The 23,612-nt window shown below is 68.2% G+C and carries 21 protein-coding genes; 12 read left to right on the forward strand and 9 right to left on the reverse strand.

Annotated features, from left to right (window positions below; all coding sequences use genetic code 11):
* Positions 1 to 8 precede the first annotated feature (8 nt).
* The 4 genes from K6V06_RS20850 to K6V06_RS04000 all read right to left on the reverse strand — a co-directional run bounded on the left by K6V06_RS20850 (position 9) and on the right by K6V06_RS04000 (position 8,239).
* Positions 9 to 434, reverse strand: a complete 426-nt coding sequence (locus K6V06_RS20850) for a GGDEF domain-containing protein (protein WP_370637377.1) — start codon at positions 432 to 434, stop codon at positions 9 to 11.
* Positions 435 to 896: 462 nt separating this feature from the next.
* Positions 897 to 2,393 carry a response regulator gene (locus K6V06_RS03990; protein ID WP_222240267.1) on the reverse strand — a complete coding sequence of 499 codons (1,497 nt, stop codon included), beginning with the start codon at positions 2,391 to 2,393 and terminating at the stop codon, positions 897 to 899.
* A 4-nt stretch (positions 2,394 to 2,397) separates the two neighbouring features.
* Complete coding sequence (locus tag K6V06_RS03995) at positions 2,398 to 7,581, reverse strand: AAA family ATPase (protein ID WP_222240268.1); 5,184 nt, start codon at positions 7,579 to 7,581, stop codon at positions 2,398 to 2,400.
* Between the two features lie 61 nt (positions 7,582 to 7,642).
* Positions 7,643 to 8,239 carry a response regulator transcription factor gene (locus tag K6V06_RS04000; protein WP_255581598.1) on the reverse strand — a complete coding sequence of 199 codons (597 nt, stop codon included), beginning with the start codon at positions 8,237 to 8,239 and terminating at the stop codon, positions 7,643 to 7,645.
* Positions 8,240 to 8,538: 299 nt separating this feature from the next.
* Between K6V06_RS04000 and K6V06_RS04005 the strand changes: the two genes are divergently transcribed.
* Positions 8,539 to 10,011: an MATE family efflux transporter gene (locus tag K6V06_RS04005; RefSeq protein ID WP_222240270.1), complete on the forward strand. Its 1,473-nt coding sequence runs from the start codon at positions 8,539 to 8,541 to the stop codon at positions 10,009 to 10,011.
* A 40-nt stretch (positions 10,012 to 10,051) separates the two neighbouring features.
* On the opposite strand, the gene K6V06_RS04010 is transcribed toward K6V06_RS04005, so the two are convergent.
* Positions 10,052 to 10,642 carry a TetR/AcrR family transcriptional regulator gene (locus K6V06_RS04010; protein WP_222240271.1) on the reverse strand — a complete coding sequence of 197 codons (591 nt, stop codon included), beginning with the start codon at positions 10,640 to 10,642 and terminating at the stop codon, positions 10,052 to 10,054.
* Between the two features lie 98 nt (positions 10,643 to 10,740).
* On the opposite strand from K6V06_RS04010, the gene K6V06_RS04015 reads away from it, so the two are divergent.
* Positions 10,741 to 11,166, forward strand: coding sequence for a VOC family protein (locus tag K6V06_RS04015; protein ID WP_222240272.1), 426 nt, complete (start codon positions 10,741 to 10,743; stop codon positions 11,164 to 11,166).
* A 21-nt stretch (positions 11,167 to 11,187) separates the two neighbouring features.
* Here the strand turns inward: K6V06_RS04015 and K6V06_RS04020 are convergent, their stop codons facing one another.
* Both K6V06_RS04020 and K6V06_RS04025 read right to left on the reverse strand, forming a co-directional pair.
* Complete coding sequence (locus K6V06_RS04020) at positions 11,188 to 12,171, reverse strand: tripartite tricarboxylate transporter substrate binding protein (RefSeq protein ID WP_222240273.1); 984 nt, start codon at positions 12,169 to 12,171, stop codon at positions 11,188 to 11,190.
* 46 nt (positions 12,172 to 12,217) lie between these two features.
* Positions 12,218 to 13,375, reverse strand: coding sequence for an acyl-CoA dehydrogenase family protein (locus tag K6V06_RS04025; protein WP_222240274.1), 1,158 nt, complete (start codon positions 13,373 to 13,375; stop codon positions 12,218 to 12,220).
* A 135-nt stretch (positions 13,376 to 13,510) separates the two neighbouring features.
* Between K6V06_RS04025 and K6V06_RS04030 the strand changes: the two genes are divergently transcribed.
* The 10 genes from K6V06_RS04030 (at position 13,511) to K6V06_RS04075 (ending at position 22,249) form a co-directional block, all read left to right on the forward strand.
* On the forward strand, positions 13,511 to 14,296 hold the full coding sequence (locus K6V06_RS04030; protein WP_222240275.1) for an IclR family transcriptional regulator: 786 nt from the start codon (positions 13,511 to 13,513) through the stop codon (positions 14,294 to 14,296).
* Positions 14,293 to 15,111, forward strand: a complete 819-nt coding sequence (locus K6V06_RS04035) for an IclR family transcriptional regulator (protein ID WP_222240276.1) — start codon at positions 14,293 to 14,295, stop codon at positions 15,109 to 15,111. The genes K6V06_RS04030 and K6V06_RS04035 overlap by 4 nt, the downstream gene beginning before the upstream one ends.
* Positions 15,112 to 15,141: 30 nt before the next feature.
* On the forward strand, positions 15,142 to 15,288 hold the full coding sequence (locus K6V06_RS20630) for a hypothetical protein (RefSeq protein WP_255581572.1): 147 nt from the start codon (positions 15,142 to 15,144) through the stop codon (positions 15,286 to 15,288).
* Positions 15,289 to 15,753: 465 nt separating this feature from the next.
* Positions 15,754 to 16,440, forward strand: a complete 687-nt coding sequence (locus K6V06_RS04045; protein WP_222240277.1) for a hydrolase — start codon at positions 15,754 to 15,756, stop codon at positions 16,438 to 16,440.
* A gap of 51 nt (positions 16,441 to 16,491) precedes the next feature.
* Positions 16,492 to 17,313, forward strand: a complete 822-nt coding sequence (locus tag K6V06_RS04050) for an alpha/beta fold hydrolase (RefSeq protein WP_222240278.1) — start codon at positions 16,492 to 16,494, stop codon at positions 17,311 to 17,313.
* Between the two features lie 14 nt (positions 17,314 to 17,327).
* Positions 17,328 to 19,274, forward strand: a complete 1,947-nt coding sequence (locus tag K6V06_RS04055; protein ID WP_370637378.1) for an amidohydrolase — start codon at positions 17,328 to 17,330, stop codon at positions 19,272 to 19,274.
* 33 nt (positions 19,275 to 19,307) lie between these two features.
* A complete protein-coding gene (locus K6V06_RS04060) occupies positions 19,308 to 19,739 on the forward strand; it encodes a DoxX family protein (RefSeq protein WP_222240280.1) in 432 nt (143 codons plus the stop codon).
* Positions 19,736 to 21,364: an MFS transporter gene (locus K6V06_RS04065; RefSeq protein WP_222240281.1), complete on the forward strand. Its 1,629-nt coding sequence runs from the start codon at positions 19,736 to 19,738 to the stop codon at positions 21,362 to 21,364. Before K6V06_RS04060 ends, K6V06_RS04065 begins: the two co-directional genes overlap by 4 nt.
* A gap of 27 nt (positions 21,365 to 21,391) precedes the next feature.
* Entirely contained in the window at positions 21,392 to 21,664 is a 273-nt protein-coding gene (locus K6V06_RS04070; RefSeq protein WP_222240282.1) for a XapX domain-containing protein, read from the forward strand.
* 210 nt (positions 21,665 to 21,874) lie between these two features.
* Positions 21,875 to 22,249 (forward strand): response regulator transcription factor, encoded by a 375-nt coding sequence (locus K6V06_RS04075; RefSeq protein ID WP_370637379.1) that lies wholly within the window; start codon positions 21,875 to 21,877, stop codon positions 22,247 to 22,249.
* A 55-nt stretch (positions 22,250 to 22,304) separates the two neighbouring features.
* On the opposite strand, the gene K6V06_RS04080 is transcribed toward K6V06_RS04075, so the two are convergent.
* Both K6V06_RS04080 and K6V06_RS04085 read right to left on the reverse strand, forming a co-directional pair.
* Entirely contained in the window at positions 22,305 to 22,880 is a 576-nt protein-coding gene (locus K6V06_RS04080; RefSeq protein WP_222240284.1) for a hypothetical protein, read from the reverse strand.
* A 126-nt stretch (positions 22,881 to 23,006) separates the two neighbouring features.
* Positions 23,007 to 23,453, reverse strand: coding sequence for an outer membrane protein assembly factor BamE (locus K6V06_RS04085; protein WP_222240285.1), 447 nt, complete (start codon positions 23,451 to 23,453; stop codon positions 23,007 to 23,009).
* Positions 23,454 to 23,612 lie beyond the last annotated feature (159 nt).

Below are 23,612 nucleotides of genomic sequence, written 5' to 3' on the forward strand. Positions count from 1 at the left end.
TCCGCTCCTTAGCCAGCCGTCTGCCCGGCTGGCGCTCCGGCCATGACCCGATTGCGCCCCGCCGCCTTTGCGCGGTACAGCGCATCGTCGGCCCGGTTCACTGCCATGGCTTCATTGACGTCGCCCTGCCGCACCTGCTCCACGCCGATGCTGACCGTCACCTGACCTACGGGGTCGATCGGGTTCGACGCGACCACATCGCGGATCGTCTCGGCCACGCCCATCGCTTGCGACGCGTCGGTCTCGGGAAGCACCACCAGGAATTCCCCGCCGCCGACGCGACCGACGAAGTCTGTCCCTCGAATCGCCGCGCGCAGGATGGGTGAGCAGGTTGACCCGTTGCAGGCTGCGCACCTCGGCAAGCACGCTGTCTTCACCCTGGCGGACCACGACGTGCCAGCCCAGCCGATTCGATTGCACCGGGTTCTGCACACCCGCGGACGCAGTCAGATACAGCGACGTGTCGTCCCAGGCCATGAAGCGCTCGCGTGGAGCGCTGCCCAGCGCGTCAAGCCGCGGCGCCTTCAGTTCCGGCGGCAGGTTTTCCGGGTGGATGACCTCGCCCTTGTCGTTGAAGATGAACAGGTCGAAGTTCTCGGGAGTGGTATTGGCCGGCGCAATGGTCGACAGCAGCGCGCCAGCCCAGTCCCAGTGGGCGTGCGCGCCCAGCACGCCCTTGACGCGGCCGGATTCGTCCAGGATCGGCGCGGAGTAATCGATGAAACGGACCGGCTGGTCGGACGACGGCCGGGGCAACAGCTTGGCAAGCAGCACCGCCTCATGGACGTCGCCAACGAACGTTCCCTGCAATCCCGCCTGGAACCACGGTCGGCGTGAACGGCAGGCAAACGCGCTTCTTTAGTGCCTTTCCCTTCACTCCGCGAAATATAAGCGTGCTACCCTGCGGTGGGCAACTCAAAACTGACGATCGCCCCGCCCTCTGCATGGCTGACCGCGCCGAGCCGGCCCGAATGTGCCTCCATGATGGTTCGGCAGATGGACAGCCCCATTCCCATGCCGTCTTCCTTGGTGGTGAAGAACGGCTCGAAGGCCCGCTCCAGCGCTTCCGCTCCGAAGCCGCAGCCGCTATCGCGCACGCAGACGCGGACATAGCCATCCTCCAGGACCTTTGACGACAGCCGCAGATTCCGCAGCTCCCGCGGGGTTGCGTACATTGCCTCGACGCCGTTCTTGATGAGGTTCAGCAGCACCTGGCGCATCTGCACGAGATCGCCGCAGATGATGCAAGGGCTGGCGGACAGATCGAGGGTCAGCCGCACGCCATTGCGCTGCAGATCCATGGTGGTCAGCGACAGCACCTCGCGGATGACGTCATTGAGGTCGAAGCGGGTCACTTCCGGCCGCGATTTGTCTGCCAGGGACCGCACGCTGCGCACCACGTCGGCGGCGCGCCTGCCGTCATTGACGATGTGCGTCAGCGCGGTCTGCACTTCCTCGATGTCCACCGGCTGGCGCGCGAGGAAGTTCAGCCCCGCGCGAGCGTGCGTCACCACCGCGGTGATCGGCTGGATGATCTCGTGAGCGATGGAGGCGGTCAGCTCGCCCATGGTCATGATGCGGGAAACCCGCTCGATTTCCGCCTGTGCGTCCTGCAGCGCGCTCTCGATGGCCAGCTGCTGGGTCAGGTCCCGCACCACCACGACCACGCCGGTGACGCCCGCCTTGCCATCGATGATGGCCGATGCCCGGTAGTCGATCGGGTATTCGGGACCATCGCGGCTCAGCAAGGTGGCGCGTCCGGCCACCGCGCTGTCCGCTTCGGTCCGCAGCACCATCGCGGCCGGATTATCCATCGGTTCCCGGCTTTCCGCGTGCACCGCCCGGAAGATCGCGGACAGCGGCAAGCCCATTGCCCGATCGCCGGGCCAGCCGGTGATCGCTTCCGCGGCAGGGTTGATGAAGGTGACATGGCCGGTGCTGTCGGTGGCGATCACCGCGTCGCCGATGCTGGCCAGCGTGGCGGCAAAGCGGCTCTCGCTCTGGCGCAGGCGCTGCTCGGCGGCGTACTTGTACAGTGCCATCTGCACCACCGTACGCAGTTGCGAATCCTCGAACGGCTTGACGAGATAGCCGAACGGCTCGGTCAGCGTCGCACGCTGGACAGTCTCTCGATCCGCATAGGCGGTCAGGAAGACGACGGGGATCCGCATGCGGTCGCGCATCGCGGCGGCCACTTCGATGCCGTCGCGCGCGCCATCGATCTGCAGGTCCATCAGGACCAGGTCGGGCGCCTGCTCCTCGGCGATGCGCAGCGCCTCCTCGCCGGAGCCGACGGTGGCGACGATGCGGTAGCCTTCCCGGGTGAGTTGCTGGGCAATGTCCCTGGCGACGACGCGGTCGTCCTCGACAATCAGGATGGACGCAGCGGTCATCGGTTCAGGTTTCCTGTCCAGGCGTGGCGAAAGCAATGGTGACGGCGAGCCCGTGCTGGTGCGCGACGGTGCAGGTGCCGCCAAGCTGGGCGACCAGGTCGTCGACCAGTTCGAGACCCAGGCCCGCGGCGGCATGCGACCGCCTTGACGGACCCATGCCAATGCCGTTGTCCGCCACCTGCAGCACGCATTGCTGCGGCTGCGCGACATGCAGACGCACTGTCACGATGCCGTCGCGTCCATCGACGAAGCCGTGCTTGAGCGCGTTGGACACCAGTTCGTTGACGATCAGGCCGCAGGAGATGGCCCGGCCGATGTCCAGTTCGACTTCGTCGGCATCCACGCGCACCGTGACATCCTGCCGGGGAGGCCGATACGCGCGCGCCAGCTGCGCGCACAGGTTGCGCAGATGGTCCGCCATCGCGACGCGCGCGAAGTTGCCGGCGCGGTAGAGGTTTTCGTGGGCCAGCGCCATCGAGCGCACGCGGTCGCGGCTCTCGGCGAACAGGCGCACGATATCCGGGTCGTCGATGGCCGACGCCTGCAGGCTCAGCAGGCTGCTGATGAGCTGCAGGTTGTTCTTGACGCGGTGGTGGACCTCCTTGAGCAGCACGGTCTTTTCGTCAAGGCCCGCGTTCTCGATGGAGATCGCCGCGGTGGAGGCGAGCAGTTGCAGCACGGCAAGCCGCTGCGGCGTGAAGGCATGCGAGATGAGGCTGTTTTCCAGATACAGCATACCCAGCATCTCTCCTTGCCGGCGCAGCGGCAGGCACAGCACCGAGCGGTGCGCTTCGCGGTCGAAGTACGGGTCGGCGGCGAAGGCGTGGCGCTCGCGGGCGTCATCGATCAGCACGTGGGCATGGGTCCGGATCACGGCCTGCACGATGGTGAGCGGGACATGGGCCGCTGCAATATCGATATCCTCGCTCGACACGGCTACGCCGCCCGCGCCGACCCGGGCCTGGGCGCGGCTGCGCAGCCCCTTCTCGGCAGGAAGGACCAGCACGGCGCGCTCGGCGCCGGCCTGCTCCAGCGCGATGGTCATCACGCTGTCGATCACCTGCGCGAGAGTGCCCTGGTCGCTGACGGCCTGCAGCGAGCGGATGATGGCCTGCAGGTCCAGCGCCTGGGGCGAGGTGGCGACCACGGACGCCGCTTCGGGATGCGCTTGGGTCTGCGCTTGGGTCTGCGCTTGGGTATGCGCTTCGGCGAGCCGCTGCGCCACTGCCGGGTACGCGCGGCCGATTGCCGCCACCTTGCCGTGGGCGCCCCACTGCCGGTAGCAGCGCGCCGCCTCTGTCAGCAGCGCCGTCGCCATGCTGGACAACCCCTGCGCCAGCCACAGACGCGCGGCGTACTCGTTGGCAAGCGCCTCGTCATGAATGTGGCCGCAGCTGGCGGCGCTGGCGATGGCGGACTCGAGTTGCCGCATCGCCTCCTCGATCCGCCCTTCCATGCGCGCCACCTCGCCGGCAAGCAACGCCGCGCGGCTGGCGAAGTTTGCCGGCGCGTGCTGGGCCCACACGCGCATCTTGTCCAGATGACCGAGCGCGGCCTCGCGATGCATGCGCCGGCCGTCGGCGTCAGCAGCGGCGTGGCAGCCGGCGTGCGCCAGCCCGGCGAAGAAGTGATATTCGGCGTATTCGAGATGCCCCGCCGTACTCCAGAGCAGCGGCTGCGCGCGGTCGGCGGCGGCCAGCGCCTCCGGGAAGCGGCCGGCATAGATGTGGCACTGCGTCCGGCGTATCCAGTACCAGCAGGACGCGATGGCGAGGCTCCGATTGGCGTCCAGATGCGCCTCGAACTCGGCCTCGGCGAAGACGCCGTCGTCGAAGCAAGACAGCTGGCGCGTCGCGCCCCGCAGCGCGCGGATCAACTGCCGCTGCGCCGTGACGATGTCGACGATCAGCCCGAAGCGGGTCGCGCGGACGTGGGCGAGCTTCTCGTCCGCTTCCCGTTCCAGCTGGGCGAGCGGCGCACCGGCGGCGAGCCGGCTGCTGATCAGCGTGCTGGAACTGTAGCCGGCATAGGTCAGGTCCCCGCCTTCCACCGCTTCGTCGAAGGCCCGGCGCAGCAGCGCATCGCCAGCGGCGAAAGGACGCGTCCACGGCAGCACGTGGTAGGCGAACGTCATATAGACGCGCGGCTTGTAGCGCACGAGGCCGCGCGTCTGGACCAGGTCGTAGCCCAGCTTGCCGAACCGGTATGCCTTGCCGTAGTCGCCGAAGCAGGGACCGACCACCATGCCCAGGTAGGCGTACGCAAGCGACGACGCATCGGTATTGCCGTGCTGCACGCTGATACGGGCCATCCGGCACAGAATCAGGCAGACCAGATCCTCGTCGCTGAAGAACGCCGGCGGCAGCATCGCCGCGAGAACGTCGAGCATGGCGGTCTCGCGCGACTCCTGCAGCGTGGGCAGCGAGATCAGCTCGCCGATCTCGCGCGGGCCGATGGCGGCGAGCAGCGCGTCGTATTCCTGCCGCACGTCGGCGCGCGACGGCCGCTCGTTCCACGAGATGCCGGCCTGGCGCAGGAACGCCAGTCCCGTTTCGATGGCCCGGTCGCTGCGGTCCCATGCCGTGTACAGCGTCACGCGCAGGCCCGCAATCGCGGCACGCTCGGGCAGCGCGTCGGTCGTGCCGGCGATGGCCGCGAGCCGGTCGTCCGCTACCTGCAGCTGCCCGGTCAGGAATTCGCACTCGGCGCGCTTCCACGCGAGCTGGAAGCGCTGCCGGGCGAGCGGTTCCCCGTTGCCAGCGCTCCCCTCGATACCGTCGATACCGTCGATGCCGTCGTCCGGCAAGCCGGCGAGCAGGTCGTCGCCGGCAATGAAATAGGCCAGCGCGGATGCATGGGCGCTGGCCGCCCTTGCCTTGTCGCCGGCCAGGCCAAACAGCGCCGCGACCTGCCGCCGCTCCGCGTGCGATTCGATCATCGACACCGCCTGCAGGAAGTGCGTGGCGATGTCGAAGACCGCATCGGCAGGCAGATCGGCGCCGTTGCCGGCGAGCAGCCGGCGACCGATCAGAAGATGCATACGGGTCCGCTCGCGCTCCGGCAGCAGGGCATAGGCCGCTTCCTGGACCCGGTCATGCGCGAAGGCAACGACGCTGGCATCCACGCGGACGAGGGACGCCAGGGCGGCGGGCTGAAGGCGCCGCCCGGCCTTTTCCGTCGACACCGCCATCGCCATGCGCAGCGCCTCGAGCGAGGCGGCATTGCCCAGGCAAGCGAGCGTGGACAACGCTTCGCGGGTTGCGGCGGGTAGCGAACGCAGCCGCTCGGCGGTCACGTCGATGGCATCCTCGCAGGACGCAAGCGCCTGCAGCGCGGGCAAGTCCCACTGCCATGCCTGCCTTGCCGGCTCGAAGCGCAGCAGGCCGCGATCGGCGAGCGACATCAGCAGCTGGACCGCGAAATAGGGATTGCCGCCGGTTCTCTCGGCCAGCACCTCCGCGAGCGGCGCCGCGCGTGCTTCATCGCATGCAAGGGCCTCCGCAACCAGCGCGGTGAGCGGCGCGGCGGCGAGGGGCTTCAGTTCAAGACGCTGCACGACGGCGGCGCCCGAGCCGATGGCGTCGAGCGTCCTGACCAGGCTCGGCGTCATGTCCGCTTCCGCGTCCCGGTAGGCGCAGACCCAGACCAGATGAGGCACGTCAGCGCTCCGGGCGAAGTCCTCGAGCAGGCAAAGCGTGGCGTCGTCGAGCCACTGCAGATCGTCGAGGAACAGCACCAGCGGCCGCTGCGCGCTGGCAAAGACGCGCAGGAAGCGCTGGATCGCAGACTGGAAGCGCACCTGCCGCTGAGCGGGGGTCAGCACCGGCAGCGCCGGCGGCGCGCCGATCAGCGTTTGGAGCACCGGCACCAGCCCGAGCAGCAGCCTGGCGTTCGCGCCCAGCGCATCCTCGATGGCGAGCCGCCACGCTTCGCGCTCGTCCGGGCCGCTGGAGAGCACCTGCCGAACCAGCCCATCGAAGCACTGCGACAAGGTGGCGTAGGGAATGTCGCGCACGTACTGGTCGAACTTGCCGGTGGCAAAGCGCACCGTGTCCGCATCGAAGGACCGGCGCACCGCGTCGACCAGCGCGGACTTGCCAACGCCCGAACGTCCGGAGACGAGCACGAAGGCGGAGGCGCCGTCCCTGCGCACCCGCTCGATCGTGCCGGCAATGGCCGACGCTTCCCCGTCCCTGCCATGCAGCGTGTCGCTGCGGTGGATGCGCGCGCGCACGTCATCATCGAACAGGACGAACGCATCCAGCGGCAGGCCTTGCCGCAGTCGGGACAGGCATCGATCGAGATCCTGCACCGCGCCGAACGCCGACTGGTAGCGATCTTCCGGCGCTTTTTCCAGCAGCTTCATCACGATCCGCGATACCTGCTGCGGCACGGCCGGCGTGCGTTCGTGCGGCGGCAGCGGCCGTTGCGCCAGATGGCAGTGCACCCACTCCGCCGGCTCGGTCGCATGAAAGGGCAGCGTGCCGGTGAGCAGCCGATAGAGCAGCACGCCGAAGGAATAGAGGTCCGCCCTGCCATCGACCGCCCGGTTGATCCGTCCGGTGCGCTCCGGTGCCATATAGGCGAAGGTGCCTTCGATCGCCTCCCCGTCCCGAGGCACCGCCCTGCCCTCGCGCACTTCGGCGGCAAGGCCGAAGCCCGTCAGCCGCGCGGCAAGCGATTCGCCGACATCGTCGACCAGCACGTTCTCCGGCTTCAGGTCGCAATGCACCAGCGCCGCACCGTGCAGGCCATCGAGCGCCCGTGCGACGGCAACCCCGATGGCCAGCGCGGCGTCCAGCGCTGGCGGCTGCGCGAGCCGCTCGGACAGCAACGTGCCACCCGGATCGGCAAGCATCAGAAGCAGCTGGCTGCGATGCTCGATCAGCGCGAGCGGGCGGGCACCCCATTGCGGATCGATGGCCGCGCGCAGCGCGTACTCCTGGCGCAGCCGCTGCGTGCCAGCGGGCAGTGGGCTCGCCATCGCGGGCGCTGTCACGGACGCCCTCGCGGGCGCCATCGCGGCAAGGCAACTGGCGCCCGCCGCGCTGACGCGATACAGCGTCACGCCGGCATCGCGCCGCAGCAGATGAACGGCCTGCACGCTGGCGAAGCGGCTGTCCAGCGCGGCGAGCGGTTCCAGCAGGGCGGCGGATTCCGCCCCGGCTTCAGTCGGGCGTTCGGTCATACGTCGATGGAGACTGGCGGGGAGGACTGACGAGCAAGCGCGGATCGGACCGACAGCGGCACTAGCGCAGGCCGAGCTGCTGGGCCATCAGCACGAGATCGGCGAAGGTACGTGCCTTCATCTTGCGCATGGCCTGACCCCGATGGATCTTGACCGTGACTTCGCTGATGCCGATATCGGCCGCGATCTGCTTGTTCAGCCGCCCGCTTGCCGCCAGCCCCATCACTTCGCTCTCGCGCGGTGTCAGGGTGGCGTAGTTGGCGCGGACCTCGTCGGCCTGACGCATCTCTTCGCGGCGCAGCCGATCCTTTTCCAGCGCCGCCGAGACTGCGTCGAGCAGGTCCTGATCGCGAAACGGCTTGACCATGAAGTCCTCGGCGCCGGCCTTCATCGCCGCCACCGTCATCGGGATGTCGCCATATCCCGTCATGAAGATGATCGGAATGCGCACCTGCCTTTGCGCGAGCCGGCTCTGCAGGTCCAGCCCGCTGGGGCCGCGCAGGCGCACGTCGAGCACCAGGCAACACGGGGTATCGGGCAGCGGGTAGTCGAGCATTTCGGAGGCCGAGCCGAACAGGGCGGCCTGCATGCCGACGGAGCGAAAAAGACTTGCCAGGCCGGTACGGACCCCGGCATCGTCGTCGACGACCAGGACCATCGACTCGTTGCCGGCGCTGCCCTGCGCCACGCTGAGGGATGTCACGGTAAACCTCCAGTCCGCTCGCCGGATCGACGCGGAGTCCATAAAGACGGGGCGGTCATGCCGCCCCGGGCTCGGGTAGATTTCAGCACATTGACGTTGCGTTGACCACCATACCATTGTCTTAGTGTACAGACAGGTGCGAGCCACGATGCTCCCGTGGGGCCCGCCTGTCGGCCGCATGCCGACTGTGCGGCGGCATCGGCCCGTCTACCATGTGCTGTGGCCGGGCCTGTCCGGCGGACCAGACAAGCACAATGAAACCCGACGCCAGGCTCACTACCGGCCCGATCGGCCGCACCCTGCTGCTGTTCTCGCTGCCGGTGCTCGGCAGCAACATCCTGCAATCGCTGAACGCCTCCATCAACTCGATCTGGGTTGGCCATCATCTGGGCGAGGCTGCGCTGACGGCGACCTCGAACGCCAACATCCTGCTGTTCTTCCTGCTCGGCGTGGTGTTCGGCACCAGCATGGCCAACACCATCATGGTGGGGCAGGCCATCGGCTCGGGCGACGCGCAGGCGGCGCGGCGCGTGGTGGGCACCAGCGCCGTGTTCTTCGTGCTGCTGTCCGTCGCCGCCGCGGGGATCGGCTACGTCTTCACCCCTGCCATCCTGCAGGCGATGGGCACGCCCGCGGACGCCACGCCGCTGGCGATCCGCTATCTGCGGATCATCTTCCTGGCGCTGCCGTTCATGTACTTCTACAACTTCGTGATGATGACGTTACGCGGCGCGGGCGATTCCCGCACGCCGTTCTACTTCATGCTGCTGTCGGTCGTGCTAGACGTGGTGCTCAACCCGATCCTGATCTTCGGCGTCGGTCCGCTGCCCGCGCTGCACATCGCCGGTTCGGCCCTGGCCACGCTGATTTCCCAGCTGGTGGCGCTGGCCGCGATGCTGTGGGTGCTCTACCGCCGCCGGCACTTCCTCGCGCTCGGTCGAAGCGAGCTGGCGTTCCTGCGGCCGGACCCCGCCATTCTGAAGGCGCTGCTGATCAAGGGCATCCCGATGGGATTGCAGATGGTCGTGATCTCGTCGTCGGCCATCGTGATGATGGCGATGGTCAATCGATATGGCTCGGAGACCGCCGCCGCGTACGGCGTGGCGTCGCAGCTGTGGACCTATGTGCAGATGCCCGCCCTTGCCGTGGGCGCCAGCGTCTCGTCGATGGTCGCGCAGAATATCGGCGCCCGGCGCTGGGACCGCGTGGGCCAGATCACGCGCACCGGCCTGCTCTTCAACGTGCTGATGACCGGCGCGCTGGTGGGCCTGATCTACCTGTTCAACCGGCATTCGCTTGGGCTGTTCCTGCCGGACGAAGGCGGCGCCATCGAGATCGCGCAGCACATCAATGCGGTGGTGCTGTGGTCCTTCGTGCTGTTCGGCTTTTCCATCGTGCTGTTCGGCACGGTGCGCGCGACCGGGGCGGTGATGGTCCCGCTGGTGGTGCTGTTCGTCTCGATGTGGCTGGTGCGCGTGCCGTTCGCCTGGGGGCTTGGCGACCGCTATGGCGCCGATGCGATCTGGTGGAGCTTTCCGCTGGGATCGTTGATTTCGCTGGCGCTGGCCGCGGCCTACTACCGGTATGGGAACTGGCGCGCGAGCCACGTGCTGCCGGTCTCCGATGCGGCCAGCGAGGTGGTCGGCCAGGCCGCGGACACGAGCATGGCACCGCCTTGCGAGGATGCGCGGGAGCCGCTGGCCGAGCCGGAAGCGAGGCCTGCGTAAGGGGCGATGCGGGCGCAGGCCATGCGGGCCGGCCCCGGTCCTACCCTCTCTCGCCGCGCGTGACCGTGCTCTCTATCAGGTCCACCATCGCCGCGCGGATTGCCCGCGGGTCGTCACCGGCGTCGATCGCCAGCGCCGCCCGGTCGAAGGCAGCCGACAACAACGTCGCCAGCGCTGCGATCGTCAGCGGCGGGGCGAGGCGGCTGTCGAGCGCGGCGGCCAGGCCCTCGCGCAGCGTGCGGCCAGCCCAGGCCTGATCCAGCGCCAGGGCCTCGGCAACCCCCAATACCGCCGGGCCGTCCACCAGCATCAGCCGGGTCCGGCCCGTCACCGTCATTGCCGCCAGATAGGCCTCGCTGCCGGCCACCAGCGCGGCCCTGGCATCGTCCGCGGCAGGGGCCGCGCGCTCGATCTCCTCGGCCACTTGCCGCATCTCTTCCTCCACGACGGCCCGGAACAGCGCGCGCTTGTCCTCGAAGTGGTGATACAAGGCGCCGCGCGTGATGCCCGCCGCCGCGACGATCTCCGGCGTGGAGGTGGCGGCATAGCCCTTCTCGACGAACAGGGCTCGTGCGGCCGCGATCAGCGCGGCGCGCGTGGTGTCCGTTCTTTCCCGATTGGTCCGAGCCATGGCGGTTGCGATCCTCCTTTGCATACATGCAGCCTGTATGCTATAACGGAACGCAACATGCAGCCTGTATGTTTTTTTCGTCCTCCAGGAGTGTCGCCATGAAGATCACCAGCTTCTACCCCGTCATCCAGACCGCCGACGTCGCCGGCACGGCCGGGTTCTACCGCGAGCATTTCGGCTTCGAGCCGCAATTCTCCAGTGACTGGTACTGGCACTTGCAGATGCCGGACGCGCCGGAGGTGAACCTGGCGGTACTGGACTACCGGCACGAGACCATCCCGGCCGGCCGGGGCGCCCCCGTGGCGGGCACCATCCTCAATTTCGAGGTGGAGGATGTGGACGCCGTGTATCGCCACGCGCAGCAGGCGGGGCTGCCGATCCTGCTTGCGCTGCGCGACGAGCCGTTCGGCCAGCGGCATTTCATCACCGCCGATCCGAACGGCGTGCTGATCGACGTGATCAAGCCGATCCCGCCCTCGGCGGAATTCGCGGCACAGTACACGCCCGACGCCCTGCCGCAGTGACGGTGCGCCCGCGCGCGGCCGTCAGTCCATCGTCGTGCCGGTCGACTTGACCAGTGCCGCCCACCACGCCGTATCGGTGCGGATCTGCTCGGCAAACTGTTCGGGCGTGTTGCCGACCGGCTCGGCGCCCTGTTCGATCAGCCGCTTGCGCACCTCGGGACGCGCCAGCACCTTGACGGTGGCCTGGTTGAGCCGGTCGATGACAGGCCGAGGCGTGTTGGTCGGCACCATCAGGCCCTTCCAGGCGGTGACCACATAGCCCTTCAGACCGGCCTCCTCGGCGGTCGGCACGTCCGGTGCGCCGGAGGCGCGCTTCTCGCTGGTTACCGCCAGCGCCCGCAGCCGGCCCGACTGCACGTGCGGCCAGATGGCCGGCATGTTGTCGATCATCAGCGTGATATGCCCGGCGATCAGGTCAGCGACCGCGGGACCGCTGCCCTTGTAGGGCACATGGCGCATCCAGAGCCCCGCGGTCTGGTTCAGCAGTTCGCCGCCCAACTGTGCGGGGCTGCCGTTGCCCGGAGAGCCGAAGGTGATCTTGTCCGGATTCGCCTTCGCGTAGGCGACGAATTCCTTCACCGTCTTGACCGGCAGCGATGCGTTGACCGCCATCATGTTGTGGTCGCGCGCGATCATCGTCACCGCGGCGAGGTCGCGCGCGGGGTCGTAGCTCATCTTCTTGTAGAGGCTGGGATTGATCGCGGTCTGGCCGGCGGCTGCCATCAGTACCGTGTAGCCGTCGGGCGCCGCCTTGGCGACCGTGTCGCCACCGATATTGCCGCCCGCGCCGGGACGGTTCTCCACGATGACGGACTGGCCCAGCTCCTCGCGCAGCGGCTCGGCAATCACCCGCGCCACGATATCGGTGGAGCCGCCGGGCGCGAACGGCACCACCAGCCGGATGATCTTCGACGGGTATCGGTCCTGCGCGCCGGCGGGCGCCGGCAGCAAGGCAAACCCGCCCAGCACCGTGGCGGCGGCGGCGGTCAGCGTGCGCTTGAACATGGTTGTCTCCTCCTTTGTGTCCGGCCTTGTGGCTCCGTGCGGCGGCTCAGTGGCCGGCGCGCTGGGCGAAGGTCCGCTTGGCGATATTGAGCTGGTGAATCTGGCTGGTGCCTTCGTACAGGCGGAACAGCCGCACATCGCGATAGAAGCGCTCGATGCCGTAGTCGGCGATGTAGCCATAGCCACCGAACAGCTGCACGCAGCGGTCCGCCACGCGGCCGCACATCTCGGAGGCGAAGTACTTGCAGATCGACGCTTCCATTGTCACGTCCTGCCCCTCGTCGCGCTTGCGCGCGGTATCGAGAATCAGCGCGCGGGCGGCGTGGATTTCCGTCTGGCAGTCGGCGACCATCGCCTGCACCAGCTGGAATTCCGCCAGGGGCTGGCCGAACTGCTTGCGCTCGGTGACGAAGCGCACGGCATCGTCAAGCATGCGGATGGCCGGGCCGGTGCACAGCGCGGCCAGGTGGATGCGCTGCTTGTTCAGCACCTTCATCGCGGTGCGGAAGCCCTGCCCCTCCTTGCCGCCGATGATGCTGGAGGCCGGCACGCGGCAATTGTCGAAGTGCACCTCCGACACCGGCGAGCCTTCCTGCCCCATCTTCTCGTAGGGCTTGCCGGTGGAGAGGCCCGGCGTGTCGCGCGGCACGATGAAGGCTGAGATGCCGCTCGCGCCCGGCTTGTCGGGATCGGTGCGCGCCATCACCGTGAAGAGGCCCGCAATCGGCGCGTTGGTGATGAAACACTTGGTCCCGTTGAGCACATAGTGGTCGCCGTCGCGCACCGCGGTGGTCTGCAGCGCGGTGGCGTCCGAGCCGGCCTCCGGTTCGGTTAGCGCAAAGGAGCCGGTCAGCTCGCCGCGCGCGAGCAGCGGCAGATAGCGCGCCTTCTGCTCGGGCGTGCCGTCGGCCACCAGCGCCTCGGAGCCGATGCCGGTATTGGTGCCGACGCGCGCGCGGAATGCGACCGAGCACTGCGACAGCTCCATGGCCGCCAGCACCAGTTCCTCGGTGGTCATGCCAATGCCGCCGTACTGCTCGGGGATGGAATAGCCGAACATGCCCTGCGCGGCCATGGCGTCGACCACGTCGTCGGGGACGCAGTCCAGCCGCGCCACCTCGGCTTCGCGCGGCACCAGCCGTTCGCGCACGAAACGGCGCAGCGAGTCCAGAAAGGACGTGAAGGATTCGGGGTCTCGGATCATCGCGGTCTCGCTCCGTGGTTCCTGTGTATCGATGAGCGGCAGCGTAAGCGCGCACACCGCGCGATGGCAGTACTGTTTCGCTATCTTGAACACCCGCCACAGGCGGCGCATACTGCGACCGAGGAAAGCCATGCCATGCCCGCCCCCAGACCCATCCATCACCATCCCGATCCCGCCTTCGCCACCACGCTGGCCAACGGCCTGTCGCTGCTGCAGTGTTTTCGCATCGGCGAGACGGTGCTCAGCAACAAGGAACTGGCCGAACGCACCGGCCTGTCGAAGGCGACCATCACCCGGCTGACGTACACGCTGGCCGAGCGCGGCCTGCTGCTCTACGACGCGCAGCTGCGCCGCTACCGGCTCGGTTCGACCGCGCTGTCGCTGGGCTACCCGCTGCTGGCAAGCCTGCGCGTGCGGCAGCTGGCCCGGCCGCTGATGAAGGCGCTGGCCGACCGGATGGGCGGCTCGGTCTCGCTGGGTTTGCGCGACCGGCTGCAGATGGTCTACGTCGAAACCAGCCGCGGCCACGATGCGGTCGCTTTCCGGCCCGATATCGGCGCCTCGTTGCCGATGCTGGCGTCGGCGATGGGACGGGCGTGGCTGGCGCAGGCGCCGGCGCGCGTGCGCGACGGCGTGCTTGCCGAGTTGAAGGAAGCGGACCCGCAGCAATGGCAGCGCCATGCCGGCGCGATACCCGCCGCGCTCGACGATCTGGCCACGCTCGGCTTCACCCGTTCGCGCGGCGACTGGCTGCCCGATGTGCATGCCGTCGGCGTGCCGCTGCGCAAGATGGTCGATGCCGACGTGCTGATCTTCAACTGTGGCGTTCCGGCCAGCCGGATGACGCCGCGCAAGCTGGATCGGGAAATGGGACCGGCGCTGCTCGAACTGGTCGCCGAGGTGGAGGCGCTGCTCGAATGAACACGGATCGCACCCACGCCGTTAATGCCACCCCCGCCGCTGCCGAGGAATCCAAGGACCGCCAGTTCGCCGCGACGCTGGCCAACGGCATCGACATCCTGCTGGCCTACCGGCCCGGCGAAGCGATGCTGGGCAATCGGGACTTCGTGCAGCGCACGGGGCTGTCGAAGTCCACGGTCGCGCGGCTGACGCATACCCTGAGCCTGCTGGGCTATCTGCGGCATGACCGGGAACTGGGCAAATACCGCCTCGGCGCGCCGGTACTCGCGCCCGGCTATCCGCTGCTGGCCGGCATGCAGATCCGGCAGGTGGCGCGCCCGCTAATGAAGGCCCTCGCCGATGAAGTGGGCGGCGCCGTCTCGCTGGGCCTGCGCGACCGCACGCAGATGGTCTACGTCGAGACCGCGCTGTCCACCGACCGGCTGGTGGTGTCGCCCGACATCGGCGCAGCGCTGCCGATGCTGACCACCGCAATCGGCCGCGCCTGGCTATGGGGCGTGCCGCCCACCCTGCGCGAGCCGGTGCTGAACCGGCTGCGGCTGCAGGAACCCGATGCCTATCGTCGCACCGAAGCCGCATTGGCGCAGGCCCGGCGCGATCTGCAGACCCGCGGCTACTGCTCGAACCGCGCCGAGTGGCGCCACGACGTGTTCGCCTTCGCCGTGCCGCTTTGCAAGCCGGTGGATTCGCAGTGGTTCGTCGTCAACAGCGGCGTGCGCGCACGGCCCGGCACCTTCCAGACGGAACAGAAGCGGGTCGGGCCGCGCGTGGTGACGCTGGTACGGGAACTGGAGGAGCGGCTGGGGCTGCGGTAAGGACGCTGCTGCGGCCATCGCGGCCAGGCCATGCGCAAGATGAAGGCCGCCACCTTCGCCGATCTCGTCGTCATGGCGCAGCAATTGCGCGACGTCGCGCGCGCGCCCGCCGCGCCACGCCTGGCCTCCGGCACCGCCTCTTCCGCCGCGCGCATAGAGCTGGCCGCGGCGCTCTGACCGGGCGAGCACCCTACCGCAAGGTATTACCTCCAGTCGCGCCGATCCGCCCATCCGGGCCACGCGGCCGGCATGCCTGCGCGCCCGATCCACGCATTCAAAATTCCTGAACGACTTTGGCAATTTCTGCTGGAAAAAGGTGGCGTTTGGACCTCTATAGTTCAACCCATCGCAGCAAGCAAGCGCTGCGCGGCAACGACAAGACATTCAAAACCGCTGCTTTCAGGATAACGAATATGTGTGCTTTTACCGCGAGCTGGCGTCCGCCGCCTCACCCCGGCAGGCGAGCCAATTAATACGATCAGCCAATGGCACCGGCGCCGGCCGGCAACTAGTCTTCGGTCGGGTCGCACCGCGTTCATCGACGACGATGACGCTGGAATGACCAACGCCCCCAGTGCCGCATCGCTTCGCCTCGCAGCGGGCGGCCCATGAACCAAACCTCGATCTCCAAGGAGCGACACCATGAACAACTCGAAACTCGAAGTCCTGACCCCGCACAACAGCCAGCTGATCATCATCGACCAGCAGCCCCAGATGGCCTTCGGCGTGCAGTCGATGGACCGCCAGACGCTGAAGAACAACGTGGTGGGCCTGGCCAAGGCAGCGAAGATCTTCAACATCCCGACCACCATCACCACGGTCGAGAGCGAATCGTTTTCCGGCTACACCTTCCCGGAAATCCTCGATGTGTTCCCCAACACGAAGACGCTGGAGCGCACCTCGATGAACTCGTGGGACGACCAGAAGGTGCGCGACGCCCTGGCGGCCAACGGCCGCAAGAAGGTCGTGGTGTCGGGCCTGTGGACCGAAGTCTGCAACACCACCTTCGCCCTGTGCGCGATGCTCGAAGGCGACTACGAGATCTACATGGTGGCCGACGCCTCCGGCGGCACGACCAAGGAAGCGCACGACTACGCGATGCAGCGCATGGTGCAGGCCGGTGTGGTGCCCGTGACCTGGCAGCAGGTGCTGCTCGAATGGCAGCGCGACTGGGCCAACCGCGACAGCTATGACGCCGTGATGAAGCTGGTCAAGGAACACTCGGGTGCGTACGGCATGGGCGTGGACTACGCCTACACCATGGTGCACAAGGCCGAGCAGCGCACCGCCACGCCGCACGAGTCGATCGCGCCGGTGGCCGCGCGCTGATCGCCGCCCGCCCACCATTCTCCTCGCCATCCACCTTCAGGAACCAAGACCATGAACAGCATCACCACCAGGGACGGTACCCGGATTTTCTACAAGGACTGGGGCTCGGGCCAGCCAGTCGTGTTCTCCCACGGCTGGCCGCTCAATGCCGACGCCTGGGACGCGCAGATGCTGTTCCTCGTGCAGAAGGGCTTCCGCGTGATCGCCCATGACCGCCGCGGCCACGGCCGTTCGGACCAGCCGAGCACGGGCAACGACATGGACACCTACGCCGACGATCTGGCGGCCCTGCTCGATGCGCTGGACCTGAAGGGCGCCACGCTGGTCGGTCATTCGACCGGCGGCGGCGAAGTCGCGCACTACATCGGGCGCCATGGCACCAGCCGCGTGGCCAAGGCCGTGCTGATCGGCGCGGTGCCGCCGACCATGGCGAAGAGCAAGGCCTACCCCAATGGCCTGCCGCTGGCGGTGTTCGACAACATCCGCAAGGGTGTCGCCGACAACCGCTCGCAGTTCTACCAGGACCTGGCGGTGCCGTTCTTCGGCTTCAACCGGCCCGATGCCAAGGTCTCGCAGGGCACCATCGACGCGTTCTGGGCGCAGGGCATGGCCGGCGGCATCCTCGGCCAGTACGCCTGCATCAAGGAATTCTCCGAGGTCGACTACACCGAGGACCTGAAGAAGATCGACGTGCCGACGCTGATCCTGCATGGCGACGACGACCAGATCGTGCCGATCGACAACTCGGCGCGCCTGTCCGCCGAGATCGTCAGGAACGCCACGCTGAAGGTCTACAAGGGCGCATCGCACGGCATGTGCGTGATCAACGCCGACCAGGTCAACGCCGACCTGCTCGCCTTCCTCAACGCCTGATCCCGCCTGATCCCATGTCAGTTACCCGCCGGCAATTCATCGCGTCGGCGGCCGCGCTTGGCGCGGCCGCCTCTTCGGAGCTCTTCGCCATGTCACCGAACCCGACCCCCGACCTGATTCTCGTCAACGGCAAGTTCGCCACGCTCGACCGCGCCAATCCCCAGGCCGATGCCGTCGCCATCGCCGACGGCCGCTTCCTGGCCGTGGGCACCCGCGACGAGGTCATGAAGCTCGCGGCGGCGGGCACACGGGTGATCGACCTGAATGGCCGGCGGGCCATTCCCGGGCTGATCGACAGCCATATGCACATCATCCGCGGCGGGCTGAACTACAACATGGAACTGCGCTGGGACGGCGTGCGTTCGCTGGCCGATGCCATGAGCATGCTCAAGGCGCAGGTCGACCGCACCCCTGCCCCGCAATGGGTGCGCGTGGTGGGCGGCTTCACCGAGCACCAGTTCGCCGAGAAGCGGCTGCCGACCCTCGAAGAACTGAACGCGGTGGCCCCCGACACGCCGGTGTTCATCCTGCATCTGTATGATCGCGCGATCCTGAACGGCGCCGCGCTGCGGGCGGTGGGCTACAACAAGGACACGCCGAACCCGCCGGGCGGCGAGATCGTGCGCGACGCGAGCGGCAACCCGACCGGCCTGCTGCTGGCCAAACCCAACGCGACCATTCTCTACGCGACCCTTGCCAGGGGACCGAAGCTGCCGCCGGAGTACCAGAAAAACTCCACGCGCCACTTCATGCGCGAGGTGAACCGCCTGGGCGTGACCGGCGTGATCGATGCCGGCGGCGGCTACCAGAATTACCCCGAGGACTACAACATCATCGAGGAGCTGCACCGCGACGGGCAGCTGACGGTGCGGCTGGCGTACAACCTGTTCACCCAGAAGCCCAAGGAAGAACTGCAGGACTTCCAGAACTGGACCGCCAAGGTCAAGCCGGGCCAGGGCGACGACCTGTACCGCCACAACGGCGCGGGCGAAATGCTGGTCTACACGGCGGCGGACTTCGAGGATTTCCGCGTCGAGCGCCCGGACATGCCGCCGTCGATGGAAGGCGATCTCGAACCGGTGATCCGGCTGCTGGCCGAGAAGCGCTGGCCGTGGCGCCTGCACGCGACCTATGACGAGACCATTACGCGGGCGCTGGACGTCTACGAGAAGGTGGCGCGCGACATCTCCTTCGATGGCCTGAACTGGTTCTTCGACCACGCCGAAACCATCTCCGACCGCAATATCGACCGCATCGCCGCGCTGGGCGGCGGCATCGCGGTGCAGCACCGGATGGCCTATCAGGGCGAGTACTTCGTCGAGCGCTATGGCGCCAAGGCGGCCGAGGCCACGCCGCCGATCAAGAAGATGCTGGAAAAGGGCGTCAAGGTCGGCGCGGGCACGGACGCCACGCGGGTCGCCTCGTACAACCCGTGGGTATCGCTGTACTGGCTGACCACCGGCAAGACCGTGGGCGGCATGTCGATGTATCCGCAGGCCAATCTGCTCGATCGCGACACCGCGCTGCGGCTGTGGACCGAGGCCAACACCTGGTTCTCGTCCGAGGTCGGCAAGAAGGGCCAGATCAAGGCGGGCCAGCTCGCCGACCTGGCCGTGCTGTCGGCCGACTACTTTGCCGTGCCCGGCGACGAGATCCAGGACATCACCTCGGTGATGACGGTGCTGGGCGGCAAGGTGGTCTACGGCGATGCCGAGTTCGGCCAGCACGCACCCGATCTGCCGCCGGCCATGCCCGACTGGTCGCCGGCTCGCCACGGCAGCCGCTACCAGCCGCGTCCGCAGGCACAGGCCCGCACGCTGGCGCTGAACACCGCATGCGGCTGCGCATCGTCGTGCGGCGTGCATGGGCACGCCCATGCCAGGGCGTGGACCTCCAGCGTGCCGACCTCGCAGGAAAGCACGTTCTGGGGTGCGCTGGGCTGCTCCTGCTGGGCCTTCTGACCCATCGCGCCACCTCGCCACCGGAGAACGAACATGGCCCTGTCCAACACCCGGCTGTCCCCCGCCGAGGACCGCCCGTCGCTTGCGCACCGTCTCAAATGGTTTGCCCTCTTGCTGCTGTGCGGCGCCTATCTGCAAGGGGGACTGGTCAAGCTGTTCGACTTCTCCGGCGCGGTGGCCGAGATGCAGCACTTCGGCCTGACCCCGGCAGTGCCGATGGCGATCGCCACCATTGCGCTCGAACTGGCGGCAAGCGCCATGATCCTGCTCGGGGTCTGGCGCTGGCTCGGCGCGCTCGCGCTGGCCGCCTTCACCCTCTTGGCGACCTTCGTCACCAATCGCTTCTGGAGCGCGCCCCCGGAGGCGCAATTCATGATGACCAACGCATTCTTCGAACATCTCGGGCTGGTCGGCGCGCTGCTGCTGGTGGCCGTGGACGACCTGCGCGAACGGAGGCGCCCATGAGCGCGACCGCTCCCTCCCCTGGCAAGGCAGCCGCCTCGGGCTCGTTCGCGCCGCTCGCGCAGCCGACCTTTGCCGTGCTGTGGGTCGCCACGGTGCTGGGCAATATCGGCAGCTTCATGCGCGATGTCGCCAGTGCCTGGTTGGCGACCGACCTGTCTACTTCCCCCGCTGCCGTTGCGACGATCCAGGCGGCCGCCACGCTGCCGGTGTTCCTGCTGGCCATTCCGGCCGGCGTGCTGTCCGACATCCTGGACCGGCGCCGCTTCCTGATCGCGATCCAGGTCGGCCTGGCGCTGGTCAGCGGCACGCTGATGCTGCTGGCCTGGCGCGATGGCCTGACCATCGAGATCCTGATCGGCCTGGCCTTTCTCGGCGGCATCGGCGCGGCCATGATGGGGCCGAGCTGGCAGGCGATCGTGCCGGAGCTGGTGCCATCCAGCTCGCTGCGGCAGGCGGTTGCGCTGAACGCGCTGGGCGTCAACATCGCCCGCGCCATCGGCCCGGCCACTGGCGGCCTGCTGCTGGCGGCGTTCGGCGCCGCGGCGACGTATGGCGCCGACCTGCTGAGCTATCTGTTCGTGATCGGCGCGCTGGTCTGGTGGCGCCGTCCGGTGCGCGAGACCGATCCGCTGCGCGAACACTTCTTCAGCGCGTTCCGCGCCGGCCTGCGCTTTACCCGCGCCCACAGCAAGCTGCATATCGTGCTGGTGCGCGCGGCCGTGCATTTCGCCTTCGCCAGCAGCGTGTGGGCGCTGCTGCCGCTGGTGGCGCGCCAGCTGCTGCAGGGCGGCGCGGGCCTGTACGGCCTGCTGCTGGGCGCGGTCGGTGCAGGCGCGATCCTTGGCGCGCTGACCATGCCGTTGCTGCAGAAGCGCCTGGACGGCGACGGCCTGGTGCTGGTCTCCGCGATCACGACCGCCGTGGTGATGGCGGCGCTGTCGTTCGCGCCGCCCATCTGGCTGTCGCTGGTACTGCTCCTGCTGCTTGGCGCGGCGTGGATCACCGCGCTGACGACGCTGGGCGGCGCCGCGCAGGCCATCCTGCCCAACTGGGTGCGCGGCCGGGCGCTGGCGGTCTACCAGATGGTCTTCAATGGTGCGCTGGCCGGCGGCAGCCTGATCTGGGGTTTTGTCGCGCAGGGGCTGGGGACGCCGAACGCGCTGCTGATCGCCGGCGCGGGCCTGGTCGTCGCCGCGCTGCTGCTGCATCGGCTGCGCCTGCCGCGCGGCGAAGAGGATCTGGCGCCCGCCGGCCACTGGCCCGAGCCCGAGGCGGCTGGCGACATCGCGCACGACCGCGGCCCGGTGATGATCCTGATTGAATACCGCATCCCGCCGCAGAACCGCGACGGCTTCCTGCACGCCGTGCACCAGCTATCCGAGGAACGGCTGCGCGACGGCGCCTTCAACTGGGGCGTGATGGAAGACCCGGCCGATCCGGACCTGTTGACGGAGTGGTTCCTGGTGGAGTCGTGGGCCGAGCATCTGCGCCAGCACCGCCGCGTGCCCAACGCCGATGCCGACCTGCAGCGCGATGTCGCGAAGTACCACGTTGGCGCGGAACGGCCTCGCGTACGCCATCTGCTTGGCGTGGGGCTGCCGCCCGACGCGGCTGCCCGGCGCTGACCGCCATCTCGATTCCCTGGGACCACCATGAAACTCTATCTCGTCTCTCTTGGCGCCGGCGTGCTGGTCGGCATCCTCTACGCGCTGATGCAGGTGCGCTCGCCCGCGCCGCCCGCGGTCGCGCTGATCGGCCTGCTCGGCATGCTGGTCGGCGAGCAGCTGGTGCCGCCGGTCAAGCGCATGCCGGAAGGACAGCCGGTGACGGCGGCCTGGTTCCATACCGAATGCATGCCGAAGATCACCGGCAAGCCGGCCCCCACACTGGCGGCGCAGCGCAAGGATGACGATGCGGTGCATTAGCGGGCTGCGTTGGGGTGCTGGCACGGGGGTGCTGCCGACGTTGTCCGTTCAGCAGCTATCGCTGCTGGCCGGCGCCGCGCACGCACGTGGCAATACCACCGTATGATGTGGCGGCGGGCCGCAAGGCGGTATGCTTGAAGACCAGCGGTGGGGGACCCGGACGCCTTGTCATCGCACGATCCCCAAGGATGCAATGTGAATGCGACCCCCGTGATTGCCATCGTCGACGATGACGCCTCCGTGCTGCAGGCCATGGGCCGGCTGGTGCGCTCCTTCGGCCTGGCCGTCGAACTGCATGACGGGGGCGCCGAGCTGCTGGCCTCTCCGACGATCGATCAGATCGCCTGCGTCGTCACCGACGTGCAGATGCCGCGGATGAGCGGCTTGGCGCTGTTCGAGGCGTTGCGTATGCAGGGCCGGCAGATGCCAGTCATCTTCATGACAGCGTTTTCGAGGGAAGGCGTTGCCCGGCAGGCTCGGGCCGCCGGGGCGGTGTGTTTCCTGGACAAGCCGTTCCAGGATACCGAGTTGCTCGCATGCATCGAGCGGGCGCTGGCAGCGGGGCGCAGCGCGCCGCTGCCCTGAAGGCCGGGCGCTGTCCCCCTCGGGGGCGCCCCGGCCCCGGCAAAGTGCGGTTGTCCTACCGGATCGCGGGTGCGCCGGCGCCCCCGATGACCGCGGCGACGTTCAGCGCCTGCTGCTCGCTGGCCATCGGCACGAAGAGCACGCCATTGGCGACGGGGCCACCGATGCGCGGTGTCGCCACCAGGTTGCCACCCACCGTCAGCACCAGGTTCTTCCCCGGGAAGCGCTGGGTCACGGCAGCCAGTTTTTGCGCCCCGCTTTCGTTGAAGGCAAAGCGCACGTAGGGCTTGCCGTCCTTGCTGCGCACCGAGACCACGGTGCTGAGGTCGCTTCGCGTCAGTACCGGTTGCGGCGCGACCCACAGCGTCGCGTTCGCCATGCGAAGCTGGCTCAGGTTGGGCGCCTGTTCGGGCTGTGCCAGCCGGAACTCGACGCTCGGGCGCAGCGCTGCCTGCGCGGACGGCGCCGCCTGGGCGGGCGCCGCGGCAGCGCCGGCTGCGCTCGCGGCCGTTGCCGCAGCGCCGGCGCGTACCGCCTCGCCGCCCTGCCCCGACTGGGTCGGTAGCTGTTGACAGGCGCTCAGGGCGAGAAATGCGAGGAGCGAGAGGGCAGTCGTCGCGGTGCGGGACATGGAAACTCCAGGAACAGAAAGAGATGGGCGAAGGCGCCCTCGTCTATACGAAGCGCACTGCGGACCGGCATCGTGGCAACGCCGCCGGGCGAACCGGCAGCACCGCCACGTTTGCAACGATGCAGGTCAGGCGCCCGGCTTGCTGCCCGCCGCAGCCGCGGATAACGCCGTCGCGGCGTCCGCGCACGCCTGCTCGCGCCACAGGAACTGCTGCGCGCGCATGTCCCGGTCGAAGAGCACCTTGTACTGGCACGCCTTGTCGCCGGATGGGGTCTGCAGATGGAACAGGTAGTCCCACTCGCGCACGAAGAAGAACCCTTCCAGGAAGTGCGGACGGCCGAGCAGATGATACAGCTGGTCCTTGGTCATGCCAGGCTTGACCAGTGCGAGTCTGGCGGGGTCTGGATGGATGCCCTCGCGCAGCGTCATGGTGGTCTCGTCCATGGCGGGCCAGACCGGCGATGCACTCGCCCCACGGTCGTCGATACGGCTCAGGTTGCCACATCCGCCCAGCATCAACGCTGCAAGCAGACCGGTCAGCGGTGCCGCATGGCGTTTCATCGAATCAAACATGATATTGCCCTCCTTGTCCCGTCGCGCCATCGCGCTGCCGGAACGGCGATGATCGAAAGCCTGCGTGGCGGGGGGGGGGGGGGGGGGGGGGGGGGGCCCCCCCGCAAGAAAAAAACCCGGGGGTTTTTAAAAAAAAACGCCCCCCCCCCCGCGGCGGGG

The sequence above is a fragment of the Cupriavidus sp. AU9028 genome (assembly GCF_019795295.1).
Taxonomy (GTDB): Bacteria; Pseudomonadota; Gammaproteobacteria; order Burkholderiales; family Burkholderiaceae; genus Cupriavidus.

Coding starts and splice junctions, on each gene's coding strand:
- K6V06_RS03990 (WP_222240267.1), bottom strand. CDS start 2,393: ATGACCGCTGCGTCCATCCTGATTGTCGAGGACGACCGCGTCGTCGCC.
- K6V06_RS03995 (WP_222240268.1), bottom strand. CDS start 7,581: ATGACCGAACGCCCGACTGAAGCCGGGGCGGAATCCGCCGCCCTGCTG.
- K6V06_RS04000 (WP_255581598.1), bottom strand. CDS start 8,239: ATGGTCCTGGTCGTCGACGACGATGCCGGGGTCCGTACCGGCCTGGCA.
- K6V06_RS04005 (WP_222240270.1), top strand. CDS start 8,539: ATGAAACCCGACGCCAGGCTCACTACCGGCCCGATCGGCCGCACCCTG.
- K6V06_RS04010 (WP_222240271.1), bottom strand. CDS start 10,642: ATGGCTCGGACCAATCGGGAAAGAACGGACACCACGCGCGCCGCGCTG.
- K6V06_RS04015 (WP_222240272.1), top strand. CDS start 10,741: ATGAAGATCACCAGCTTCTACCCCGTCATCCAGACCGCCGACGTCGCC.
- K6V06_RS04020 (WP_222240273.1), bottom strand. CDS start 12,171: ATGTTCAAGCGCACGCTGACCGCCGCCGCCGCCACGGTGCTGGGCGGG.
- K6V06_RS04025 (WP_222240274.1), bottom strand. CDS start 13,375: ATGATCCGAGACCCCGAATCCTTCACGTCCTTTCTGGACTCGCTGCGC.
- K6V06_RS04030 (WP_222240275.1), top strand. CDS start 13,511: ATGCCCGCCCCCAGACCCATCCATCACCATCCCGATCCCGCCTTCGCC.
- K6V06_RS04035 (WP_222240276.1), top strand. CDS start 14,293: ATGAACACGGATCGCACCCACGCCGTTAATGCCACCCCCGCCGCTGCC.
- K6V06_RS20630 (WP_255581572.1), top strand. CDS start 15,142: ATGCGCAAGATGAAGGCCGCCACCTTCGCCGATCTCGTCGTCATGGCG.
- K6V06_RS04045 (WP_222240277.1), top strand. CDS start 15,754: ATGAACAACTCGAAACTCGAAGTCCTGACCCCGCACAACAGCCAGCTG.
- K6V06_RS04050 (WP_222240278.1), top strand. CDS start 16,492: ATGAACAGCATCACCACCAGGGACGGTACCCGGATTTTCTACAAGGAC.
- K6V06_RS04055 (WP_370637378.1), top strand. CDS start 17,328: ATGTCAGTTACCCGCCGGCAATTCATCGCGTCGGCGGCCGCGCTTGGC.
- K6V06_RS04060 (WP_222240280.1), top strand. CDS start 19,308: ATGGCCCTGTCCAACACCCGGCTGTCCCCCGCCGAGGACCGCCCGTCG.
- K6V06_RS04065 (WP_222240281.1), top strand. CDS start 19,736: ATGAGCGCGACCGCTCCCTCCCCTGGCAAGGCAGCCGCCTCGGGCTCG.
- K6V06_RS04070 (WP_222240282.1), top strand. CDS start 21,392: ATGAAACTCTATCTCGTCTCTCTTGGCGCCGGCGTGCTGGTCGGCATC.
- K6V06_RS04080 (WP_222240284.1), bottom strand. CDS start 22,880: ATGTCCCGCACCGCGACGACTGCCCTCTCGCTCCTCGCATTTCTCGCC.
- K6V06_RS04085 (WP_222240285.1), bottom strand. CDS start 23,453: ATGTTTGATTCGATGAAACGCCATGCGGCACCGCTGACCGGTCTGCTT.